General features: G+C 50.8%; 16 protein-coding genes. 6 read left to right on the top strand and 10 right to left on the bottom strand.

Annotation, left to right across the window (positions count from 1 at the left end; genetic code table 11):
* Positions 1 to 223 precede the first annotated feature (223 nt).
* On the top strand, positions 224 to 1,381 hold the full coding sequence (locus ACO6BQ_RS10820) for a hypothetical protein (protein WP_489120884.1): 1,158 nt from the start codon (positions 224 to 226) through the stop codon (positions 1,379 to 1,381).
* Positions 1,382 to 1,449: 68 nt separating this feature from the next.
* On the opposite strand, the gene ACO6BQ_RS10815 is transcribed toward ACO6BQ_RS10820, so the two are convergent.
* The 9 genes from ACO6BQ_RS10815 to ACO6BQ_RS10775 form a co-directional block, all read right to left on the bottom strand.
* Positions 1,450 to 1,623, bottom strand: coding sequence for a hypothetical protein (locus ACO6BQ_RS10815; RefSeq protein ID WP_159060749.1), 174 nt, complete (start codon positions 1,621 to 1,623; stop codon positions 1,450 to 1,452).
* A gap of 67 nt (positions 1,624 to 1,690) precedes the next feature.
* Positions 1,691 to 2,473 (bottom strand): amino acid ABC transporter ATP-binding protein, encoded by a 783-nt coding sequence (locus tag ACO6BQ_RS10810; RefSeq protein WP_489120883.1) that lies wholly within the window; start codon positions 2,471 to 2,473, stop codon positions 1,691 to 1,693.
* Entirely contained in the window at positions 2,454 to 3,098 is a 645-nt protein-coding gene (locus ACO6BQ_RS10805) for an amino acid ABC transporter permease (protein ID WP_489120882.1), read from the bottom strand. The genes ACO6BQ_RS10810 and ACO6BQ_RS10805 overlap by 20 nt, the downstream gene beginning before the upstream one ends.
* Positions 3,099 to 3,169: 71 nt before the next feature.
* Positions 3,170 to 3,979 (bottom strand): amino acid ABC transporter substrate-binding protein, encoded by an 810-nt coding sequence (locus ACO6BQ_RS10800; RefSeq protein ID WP_489120881.1) that lies wholly within the window; start codon positions 3,977 to 3,979, stop codon positions 3,170 to 3,172.
* Positions 3,980 to 4,192: 213 nt separating this feature from the next.
* On the bottom strand, positions 4,193 to 5,299 hold the full coding sequence (locus tag ACO6BQ_RS10795) for a tyrosine-type recombinase/integrase (protein WP_489120880.1): 1,107 nt from the start codon (positions 5,297 to 5,299) through the stop codon (positions 4,193 to 4,195).
* 155 nt (positions 5,300 to 5,454) lie between these two features.
* Positions 5,455 to 5,688 (bottom strand): type II toxin-antitoxin system MqsA family antitoxin, encoded by a 234-nt coding sequence (locus ACO6BQ_RS10790; protein WP_489120879.1) that lies wholly within the window; start codon positions 5,686 to 5,688, stop codon positions 5,455 to 5,457.
* A 90-nt stretch (positions 5,689 to 5,778) separates the two neighbouring features.
* Positions 5,779 to 6,453 carry an NYN domain-containing protein gene (locus ACO6BQ_RS10785; RefSeq protein WP_489120878.1) on the bottom strand — a complete coding sequence of 225 codons (675 nt, stop codon included), beginning with the start codon at positions 6,451 to 6,453 and terminating at the stop codon, positions 5,779 to 5,781.
* Positions 6,454 to 6,771: 318 nt separating this feature from the next.
* A complete protein-coding gene (rhuM, locus tag ACO6BQ_RS10780) occupies positions 6,772 to 7,761 on the bottom strand; it encodes a RhuM family protein (protein ID WP_489120877.1) in 990 nt (329 codons plus the stop codon).
* Positions 7,762 to 7,799: 38 nt separating this feature from the next.
* Positions 7,800 to 8,429: a LexA family protein gene (locus ACO6BQ_RS10775; RefSeq protein ID WP_489120885.1), complete on the bottom strand. Its 630-nt coding sequence runs from the start codon at positions 8,427 to 8,429 to the stop codon at positions 7,800 to 7,802.
* Between the two features lie 164 nt (positions 8,430 to 8,593).
* Between ACO6BQ_RS10775 and ACO6BQ_RS10770 the strand changes: the two genes are divergently transcribed.
* Positions 8,594 to 8,788: a helix-turn-helix transcriptional regulator gene (locus tag ACO6BQ_RS10770; protein ID WP_489120876.1), complete on the top strand. Its 195-nt coding sequence runs from the start codon at positions 8,594 to 8,596 to the stop codon at positions 8,786 to 8,788.
* A 37-nt stretch (positions 8,789 to 8,825) separates the two neighbouring features.
* Complete coding sequence (locus ACO6BQ_RS10765; protein ID WP_489120875.1) at positions 8,826 to 8,978, top strand: hypothetical protein; 153 nt, start codon at positions 8,826 to 8,828, stop codon at positions 8,976 to 8,978.
* Here the strand turns inward: ACO6BQ_RS10765 and ACO6BQ_RS10760 are convergent.
* The gene (locus ACO6BQ_RS10760) at positions 8,940 to 9,044 is read right to left on the bottom strand and encodes an Arc family DNA-binding protein (protein WP_445263852.1); all 105 of its coding nucleotides are present in this window, start codon (positions 9,042 to 9,044) and stop codon (positions 8,940 to 8,942) included. The genes ACO6BQ_RS10765 and ACO6BQ_RS10760 overlap by 39 nt on opposite strands.
* Positions 9,045 to 9,236: 192 nt before the next feature.
* On the opposite strand from ACO6BQ_RS10760, the gene ACO6BQ_RS10755 reads away from it, so the two are divergent.
* The 3 genes from ACO6BQ_RS10755 to ACO6BQ_RS10745 form a co-directional block, all read left to right on the top strand.
* On the top strand, positions 9,237 to 9,380 hold the full coding sequence (locus ACO6BQ_RS10755; RefSeq protein WP_489120874.1) for a hypothetical protein: 144 nt from the start codon (positions 9,237 to 9,239) through the stop codon (positions 9,378 to 9,380).
* Between the two features lie 27 nt (positions 9,381 to 9,407).
* Positions 9,408 to 9,722, top strand: a complete 315-nt coding sequence (locus tag ACO6BQ_RS10750) for an excisionase (RefSeq protein WP_489120873.1) — start codon at positions 9,408 to 9,410, stop codon at positions 9,720 to 9,722.
* Positions 9,719 to 10,025, top strand: a 307-nt coding sequence (locus ACO6BQ_RS10745) for a LysM peptidoglycan-binding domain-containing protein (RefSeq protein WP_489120872.1), incomplete at its 3' end; no start/stop codon positions are given. The genes ACO6BQ_RS10750 and ACO6BQ_RS10745, both read left to right, overlap by 4 nt.

The raw sequence follows: 10,025 nt of genomic DNA, 5'->3' as shown, positions 1-10,025 counted from the left end.
ATGCCTGTGGATAACGCAAGCCTTGTTATCCGTGTTTTATCAGCGTTTCCTTAAGATCATCCAACCCGCCGTAACCACCGTCGCTGAGGGGCTGCACAAGGTCGCGACGAAGGTGGTAGAGACCGTGAAGAGTTTTGGCAGGGCGATATTGAGCATATTTGATTGAGAGAACGAGGCGGGGCAGGGGACTGCTCCGCCGTTTATGGAATGTGGAGGAAGCATCATGGCACGAAAGGTGAAATTCCCGCTTGAGCTTAAGGACGGCTATCTGGCACGCAGCAATATCGAGGAGGTGCGTACGCATTTTGATCTTGAGAAGATCATTGCCCAGTTCCATAACGGCAGACTGAAAATCTGGCTCGATGATCACTATTTGCCGGAGATGGCGGAGCAGGTCGCAGCACTTGACGGCGATGCCCCCGATCTCGCTGCACAGCTTTGCGCCATTCTCGGCGTCGAGGGTGTTGCAGCAGATGCTGTTGATAGTTATGCCATTCGTGAGCGTGAGCGAAAGCTGCAAAAACTTCGACAATGCACAAGCAATGAGCGTTATCTGAATATGGTGGAATATGCTGCATTTGACCAAAAAGATTTGGACGATGTGCTGAAAAATAATCCGACAGAGATTCTTTTGTGCGGCGGAGAATTTCATATTCCTCTCGTGGCAAAACAACGCACCTATTATGGGATTGGAAAAGCCGTCGCCGTGATTGACAGTGACGAGATCGTTGATTTTGAGGAACTTGGAATTACTTTTGTCGATGTGGACTTTGATGAGGCGTATGAACAGGTGCGAAAGAAAGTAATCGACATCACAAAACGCATGACGCCCGAGGTCTTGGCGGAGCTGTGCAGTGTCCTGATCCTTGGAAATCTGAAAGATGGGCGACGGGTTCTCGATCACTGCAATCCTTTTTGGAAGGAAAACTTTACCTATCAGGTGCACCCCTATGTGTCTATTCCTGATACAGGGATTCGAGAAGGAATCGCTAAGGGACAGGAAAACATCATAGGATATGGGAAAGCCGGAAATTCGTTTCTTAGCACGAAGATCATCGTCTTTACGGATAAATCCTTATATGTTGCAGATTACAATGAACCACTGATTCATGTGGATTATGCGGATATTACGCGCGTTCTGTTTGCTTCCAATTCGATGGACAGTGTTTTTCAAATTGATACGTGGGGAGCAACGTACCAAATCAAGGATGCGAGGCGATGGGATGAATGTATCGGCTTCTTTGGCACACGCCTCTTCCTCCTCGTCATGGCACGTATTTTTGGAAGTTCCAAATATGAGTTTACGGAGAGTGAGCTATATATGCTCCGTCAGATTCGTCTGGATTCGCTGAACGATCAGTACATCACAGAACTTTTATAACCCGTTGGAACACAACCAAACAGGGCAGATGCAGAGGCTCATCACCTCTGTATCTGCCCTGTTTGGCGTTATTCACCTTTTATAACTGTCTTTAGAATGTCCTTTTTGACCTCCTGCGCCATTGCAGCGACCTCGGGCATTCCCTGCGCGGGGGCTTCCTCGATCATCTCGTTGAAGATGTCAATGAGCTCGTCAACCTCAAGTTCCTTGATACGGTTGAGGTCAATAATCTGTGCGGACATGGTGGCTTCCCCTTTCAGTCAAACAGCAGGTGTGATGATATATTTATACCATACCATTGAAGAAATATCATAGCATATTCCGCAGGAACTCTCGCGTCCGCTCCTCCTTTGGTGCGGAGAAAAATTCTGCGGGTGCGCCCTGTTCGACGATGATGCCGTTCTCCATAAAGATGACATGGGTGGCGGCCTCGCGGGCGAATGCCATTTCGTGTGTGACGACGATCATGGTCATGCGCTCGGCGGCAAGTGCTCGCATGGTGCGGAGTACCTCGCCCGTGAGCTCAGGGTCGAGCGCGGAGGTCGGTTCGTCAAAGAGCATGATGGCGGGCTCCATGGCAAGTGCACGAGCGATGGCGACGCGCTGCTGCTGTCCGCCGGAGAGCTGACTCGGGTAGTAATTCTCACGATCGGAGAGCCCGACTTTGGCAAGGAGCTCACGCGCGTAGGGGAGAATCTCGTCCCTGGATTGTCCCTTGACGTGAATGGGTGCCTCGATGAGATTTTCGATGACAGTCATATGGGGGAAGAGGTTGAACTGCTGAAAGACCATACCCGTGGACATGAGGATGTGCCGCTCGTCGGCGGTGCTTGCGTATGTTGCAGATGTATCACCATCCGCTGTCCAGCAGAGGTTTTCTCCGCGAATCGTGATATCCCCGCGGTCAATGGTTTCGAGTTTGTTGATACAGCGGAGCAGTGTGGACTTTCCAGAGCCGGACGAGCCGATGATGGCGAGCACTTCACCACGTGCGAGGCTGAGGTCGATGCCGCGAAGGACGCTGAGGTCGCCGAAGGATTTATGAATGCCGCGCATGGAGAGCATGATTTCGTTAGTTGTCGTATCTGCCATAGTACGCCTCCAGCTTTTTGAATCCATAGGTGAGCACAGCGGTCATCGCGAGGTAGAAGATGCCGGCGATGAGGAAGGGGGTCATGTCGAACTCGCGCTGAACGATGGTGCGTGCGACGCGCAGGAGGTCGTTCATGGCGAGGATGTAGACGAGGGAGGTGTCCTTGACGAGGTTGATGGTCTCGTTGCTGACGGGGGGGAGGGTGATGCGCAGCACCTGCGGCAGGACGATGCGCCGCATGGTGAGCGGTGCACTCATGCCGAGCGCACGCGCTGCCTCAAACTGTCCGCGTGGGACTGCCTGTATGCCGGAGCGGAAGATCTCGGCAAAGTAGGCGGCGTAGTTGAGGACAAAGGCAAGTAGTGCCGCCGCAATGTCGGGCAGCAGGATGCCGACCATCGGCAGTGCAAAATAAACAAAGAGTAATTGCAGCATCAGCGGCGTGCCGCGCATGATCCAGATATATACCTCGAGCAGTCGGCTGAGCAGCCGAAAACGCGAAAGTCTCCCGAGCGCGGCAAAGAGGCCGAGCGGGAGGGAGAGTGCGAGTGTGACACAGAAAATCTCGAGGGTGATGGTCGAGCCCTCGAGCATGAGCAGTACCGTATCCAGTGTTTTATCCATTCGTTTTATCGTCCTTGCAGCGGCAAAAAGAGACCGCCGCTATTGCGCAGCAGCCTCCCGTTGTCACATATTTATTTCGTGATGTCCTTCGTGAACCACTCGGTGGAGATCTTTGCGATCGTGCCGTCCTTCTTCATCTCGTCGAGTACCTTCTGCACCTCATCACGCAGAGCAGTGTTGTCCTTGGCGAATGCAATGCCGAACTCGCTCGTGGGGCCGACGACCACGTCGAGAGCCTCGAGCTGGTCAGGGTGCTTGCTCATGTAGTAGCGGCCGACGATCTCATCGCCGATGACGGCATCCAGACGACCGTTCTCGAGATCCATGAACGCCGCAACATAGTCGGGGTACTTCTTGACCGCTTTGACATCCGTCTTGTAGAACTCTGTCGCGTCGAGATATTCCTCGGCAGTACCGGCACTCTGTGTGCCGACCGTCTTGCCCGCGAGGCTCTTTTCATCCGTGACGGCGGTCGTGCCCTTTTTCACGAAAATGATCTGACGGTTGTCCATGTAGGGCTTGGAAAAGAGCATATTCTCCTTGCGTTTCTCCGTGATATCAAGCCCGTTCCAGAGGATCTGGACGCGGCCGCTCTTGAGCTCCGCCTCCTTGCTCGACCAGTCGATTGCCTTGAACTCGACTTCGCGCCCGAGACGCTTCGATGCTTCCTTCGCAAGGTCGACATCGAAGCCGGTAATCTCATTCTTCTCGTTCTTGAAGCCCATCGGCGGGAAGTTGTCGTCAAGACCGACAATGATTTTTCCCATCTCTGCCGCATTGTCTGTCGAGGCGACCTTCTTCTCACTGCCGCCGCAGCCCGTGAGGAGTGCCGCTGACAGCGCGAAAACTGCCGCGCCTGCAAAAATATTCTTCCAGTTCATCGTTCCATCTCTCCTTAGTTTTGCTTTAGTAAGATAAAGTGCTAACGTAGAATATTATACGGTATTGATTAAAATAAAGTCAAGTAAAATTTTCGGTGGGCGGAGTGCGTCGGAGCACTCCCGAAATTACCAGTAAAATCAAGGGGTTCGAGGATTCGCTAAAAATTGTCTGCGGCGAAAAACGAATTTTGACAGCCTATTTGACAGCCTGCTCTATCTGCCGTACCGCTCGCCGATGTGGTCGATCTTGTCCGTGATGCCATCCTGCATCTCGTCTGTGTGGTGGATGTAGCGATCCATGGTGAACGCTGCAGAGGCATGACCAAGCCGTGCCTGTATCTTCTTCGCGCTGACCTCCTGCTCGGCGAGAAGTGTTGCGTGCGTGTGCCGGAAGGAGTGAAAGCGGAGATTGGAAGGGAGCTGCAGCTGATTCTTGAGCTGAAAGAAGGTGACTGTGAGCGTGATCAACTCCATCGGTTCTGAAATATCGACAAGGGAGCGGAAGATATAGTCGTCATCCGAGAGACGGATCCCGTCGGCAAGAAGCGTTTCGGCGAGCACCTTCTTCCATGCGAGCAGGTTCTTCATGGCGGCATCGGCGAGCGTGACGATGCGGATGCTGTTCGGTGTCTTTGGTACGCCCTCGTACTCCTGCCGACCGCGCTTGCGTGCCTTTGTGACATGGATACGCGCGTTCTTTTGATCGAAGTCCGACCAGCGCAGCGCGACGATCTCACCACGGCGCAACCCCGTATCCCATGCGAACTTAAAGACGTATTCGAGTTCTGAGCCGCGGATCTCCGAGAGTAATGCCTGATAGATCTCGGGCGTTACAATGCCCGCAGGTGTGGCGGTGAGCTTCGGCGTGCGTACAAAGTCCATCGGATTCACCGCAATCAGTTGCTCGAACTTTGCCGCCTTGAAAATGGAGTTGAACAGAGTATAGGCAAGATGGCGGCTGGCATTTCCTGCAATCCCCGCGAGGATTTTCTTGATGAGCACGGGCTTGATATCGGCGATCCGTGTGTGCTCGGGGATGTGCGGGAGGATATGGCGGTCACAGAACCTGCGGTAGGTGAGCAGCGTTGATTCTTCCAGGCGGTCGACATCGCGCTTCATCGTCAGGAACTCCTCGACAAAGTTGTGGAATGTTTCGATCTGCAAGAAGTCTGAGATATTCGCGTTCATGATGCGTCGCCGTTCGGCTTCGAGTTCCTTCAAACTGTAGCCGTAGATGTAGCGTTTGACCCTCTCACCTGTGATTGGATTCTCGACGGTCACACTTGACTGATAGCGCCCGTCTTTGCGCTTGGTTGGCATAATAAAACACCTCCGAAGATTCGATGTGGAATAATCCCCGAAGGTGTGATATACTTTATCTTGCTACAGAGTTGGTATATCTCTTCGGAGATTGCCTACTTCACCGCTCGTCGTGTTACCAGCACGGTGGGCGGTTTTTATTTTATGCTGAAATGTTATGCCGCAGGCTTGCTCTTGTAGTTGACGACGGACATCTCCGTGGGAATCTTCCGCAGGGAGTTTACGATTTGCTCGAGCATATGAGCAACCTCGTCGCTGTATGTCGTGTCTCCGCATTGGGAGCAGACAAACGACGGAACATCTTTGATAATGATGATGTGCTTGCCGATCTCGACCATGAAGGTGGTCTTTTTCTCCTCAAGCGATCCTTTGCATCTGAAGCAGCTCATTGTGATTTCTCCTTTCGTGTCTTTCCGTCGGATTCCCAACGTTCGGGATCCGGATAATACCAACACGGTGGGCGGTTTTCATTTTATAAACTAACTTCGCTCAATCCATTTTGGGTTGAATTTCGGATCGCAGGTTCTTAGTCCGTCAATGTGCTCGAACAGATCTGGTTTGATCGGGTTATAGAGCGGGTCAAGGATAAAATCAATTCCTTCCCGACGTGCGAGTTTTGCGGCGGGGACAAAGTCGCTGTCTCCTGAAATCAGAACAATTTGGTCTACCTGCTGCTTGTAGGCGAGAGACGCAATATCAAGACCAATCTTCATGTCTACGCCTTTTTGTTTTACATCCAGCATAAAGTCCTGCTCTTTCAGGTTTTCTGCCGGAATTGTTCCACGGCACAGCTTTCTCGTTATATCCTCTCTAAGAAGAAACTGCGCCTGCTCATCCGCGAGCTTTCCAAGACGTATGGCAAACTTTCTCTTTTTCTTCAGCTCCTCAATAAACGCGAGCATCCATGTACGCAACTCTGACTGTGAAAAGTCAATCTGCTTCTGCAGGAGAGGGTGATACACCTTCTTATCCATAGGGAGACAGTCGTAGTAGAAGATGCGGTATAAATCGCTGATTGGTTTCCCGTGATGATAGAGATGACGATAGCAGTATTTCTTGAGTTCGTCCGCGCGTTCCTCGGCGGACTTTTCGCCAAGTCTGCTCTGTGCACGGCGACGGTAGAATCCGCCATCAACCAAGATCGCTGTTTTCATAGAACCTCCTGCAAATAAAAATGTCTCTGGATTCGGCAAAGCTCAGATAAGAGAGCAGCTTACTACCAGAGACGCTATTAGCATATTCGTTTTGTGCCATTATCATACGTCTTTGGAGGTAAGTTGTCAAGTGAAAATTACATATTACAGCATACCAGGGTGTTACAGCGTGCGGAGTGGCGCGTCATCTTTTGATCCTGTCCTATAAAGTCAATAAAATCAACGGGTTACGGATATTTCAAATGGTAAAATACCGATATTTGATCCTGTCGTTTGCCGCACTAGGAGCGGTCTTTTTTTATGCCATTTTTGCGGCGGTCACTTCTTGCGCTCTTTGACCGCCTTCACGCTTTCCTCCAGTGCAATCATATCGTCACGGTCTGCCTGTAGAGCCTCATCCTTCTTGCGGCGGGCATCAAACTCCTTGTAAACCTCTGTGATGTGCTTTTTCATATCCTTGTGACTGTGACGCCCATGTCCGCGCAGGAGTGGGACACCATGTTCAACCAGCAGATGATCCGCCGTTTCCTTCCAGTAGGCTAGAGTAAGTGTTTTTGACAGTTTCGCACGAAGCTCCGCGCTCTCAAGGAAGAGTGTCACGATGCGATTGAGTATGTCGATCTCGTCGGAGGTGAGGTAATTCTTGGCGGTGTAAATATCCCGTGCGCGTACTCGTGTCCCCTCCCATGACGTAAGTGCCATGTTCGGCGCGGATGCGTCGGCGCGTGCGCAGATAAGATCGGCGGCGGTCTTGCCCGTCACAGCAAAGATAAGTTTGTTCTGAATATCGGCGAAAAAGAGTTGTGTGTCCTTCTCTGTCTTGTCATAGTCCACAGAAAGTGCGAATAGGTCGCGCAGCTTTTGATAGAATCGTTTTTCACTTGCGCGAATATCGCGGATGCGGGCAAGGAGCTCGTCGAAATAGTCAGGGCGTCCATCAGGGTTCTTGAGGCGTTCATCATCAATGAGAAAGCCCTTTTGCAGATACTCCCGCAGCGTTGTATTCGCCCAGCGGCGGAACTCTGTACCGCGCGGGGAACGGACGCGAAAGCCGACAGCAAGAATGACGTTGAGACTGTAAAATGCGACGGGCTTATCAGAATTTGCAATGTGAAAAAAACTCACATTGCTTTTTTCCTCTAGTTCACCTTCAGAAAATATGTTTTTGATATGGCGGGTAATACCACTGCGCTCTTTATTAAAGAGCTCTGCCATTTGCGCCTGTGTCATCCAGACAGTCCCATCATTGGCGTATAGGCTTACCTTTGCCGCACCATCATCGGTATTGTAAATAATGATATTGTCCATGCGTTCTCCTTCCCGCCGCCCTAGGTGCGGTTTTTATGCTACACAACATCACTCTGAAAGGCAACTGCCTTGCCCATGATGCGGCATTCGACATAGCTTTCTGCCGTATATACGATGGGGGCGTATCTCGGGTTCTCCGCCTGCAATATAAGAGAATCTTTCTCCTTGTAGACGCGCTTTAGCGTTGCCTCATCCTCGATCAGGACGGCGGCGATCTCTCCGTTGTCCACATCCGGCTGTTTCTTGATGAAAACAATGTCACCGTCATTGATGCGTGCGCCGATCATGCTGTCCCCCTGTATCTTCAGGCAGAAATCAGCGTCAATGTCCTCCGTGCACTCGCGGTATCCGTCAAAGTTCTCATCGGCGTATATGGGAACCCCTGCGGCAATCGTACCGAGGAGGGGGACTTTCTTTGTCACAATGGGGAAGACGTTCGCGGGCAGATCGTCTGATGCGGGGGCGGGGGATTGCTCCAATAGTTCACTGCGCTTTATCTTGAAAAAAGAGCATAACTTATCCACCTTATCCATGCGTGGAACTTTGTAGCCCTTCACCCAATTATTTACCGTAGTATTGCTTACTTCCATATAGGTCGCTAATTCTGCTTGCGTGATGCCGCGTACTCGTAACAAACGATTCAAGTTATCAGTAAACGTCTTTTTCATTGTATTTTCGTTGGGCATATCTCTCACCTCGTTTATATGAATCATTATATAACTAAAAGTAAAATAGCACAATACGAAAATAAAAATAAATCAACTAAAAGTGTTGACATAAACTTTTAGTTGATTTATAATAAGGGCAGAAAAAATGAAGGGAGGAACGGGGATTGAAAATTAGCTTGAAAGCCGCCCGTGTAAATGCCAATCTGACACAGGAAGAGGTTGCAAAACTCTTACGTAAAAACAAACAGACTATTGTCAACTGGGAGAACGGGAAAACGGTCATTGATGTGGGTAACTTCACAGCATTGTGCCAGCTCTACAAGATTGACAAAGACTGTATTTTTTTGCCTACAGCATAAACTTTAAGTTTAACAACAACAGAGAGGAGGTGAGGGGATGGCAAAAGAAAAGCCCTCGAAAGTGCCGCTGACGCTGCGGCTTCCGAGGGAACTCTATGAGGAGTTGAAGGAGGAGGCAAGGAAAGTCGGCTGTACGCTCCATGAGCATATCCTATTTCAGCTTTCCTTGCGTAAGAAGGTATTGTCGTAGGACAAATTCAATTTCTTTGTTCACGGATCGCCCGTTTTCTTTGGCAGTTTCCTTGATTGCCTGCATGATTTCGGCATCAATCTTCAATGGGTACTGGTAAATTTCGGACATCTTAAATCCCTCCTTATCGAGATATCAAAATTATATCACAAGACACGAATATAAAAAAGATATCTAAAGGATATTGAAAATATATCCAAATAGAGGTAATATATCCTTGAGATATTAATAAGATATCTTTTTAGGAGGGAGGAAAGTATGAAATCACCGTTTTTGCTCCGTATGCCGATCGAGCTGCGGAAAGCACTGGATGAGGAAGCGAAAGGGTTAGGAATTACGTTGACTGCGTTAATTTTGCAGATTCTCGGGCGGTATGTGCAGCAAAAGGACAAGACGGCGTGAGCCGCATAGCAGAGAGGAGGTGAGGGGATGGAGAAAGACCTAATCCCGATCTGGGAAAAGGCGGTGCTTACGATTGAGGAGACATCTGCATACATGGGCATCGGTACGGAGCAGATACGCGCCCTTGCACACGCCGCGCGGCACGGTATGGGGGACTTCCCCGCATTCTGGGTGGGGAACAAGATCAAGGTATCACGTCGGGCTCTCCTGCAGTGGCTTGATGATGTGGCGGTATCGCACCGCGATCTGAGCAAAGCCGCAGCGATGGTAGAGAATGCGAAGCAGATGAGCGAGGCACGCGGGCGCGGTCGCCCGCGTAAGAGAAAGGAGGCAGTCGCATGAGCGGCAAGAAAGTGATTGCAGGATGTGTGATCGCGGGACTAGCGATCCTCTGCGCAGGGGCGTGTAACCCTTGGGACGGCGATAAGAACGCCGTCCTCGTTGAGGAGGTCTATGTTGTCAAGCCCGGTGATACGATCTGGGACATCGCAGAGGAATACTGCGCGAAGAATACGGCGACGCGGCGTTACATCCTCGAATACAAGGCAGGGATGGAGGAGCTGAATCCGTGGCTGCTCGACCGGAAGGGCGAGATTTACCCCGGGGATAAAATCACCCTGACCTACTGGGTGAAGGGAGAGGAGG

It is taken from the genome of Centipeda sp. (in: firmicutes) (assembly GCF_057271695.1).
This window is presented reverse-complemented; position numbering and strand designations above follow the sequence as displayed.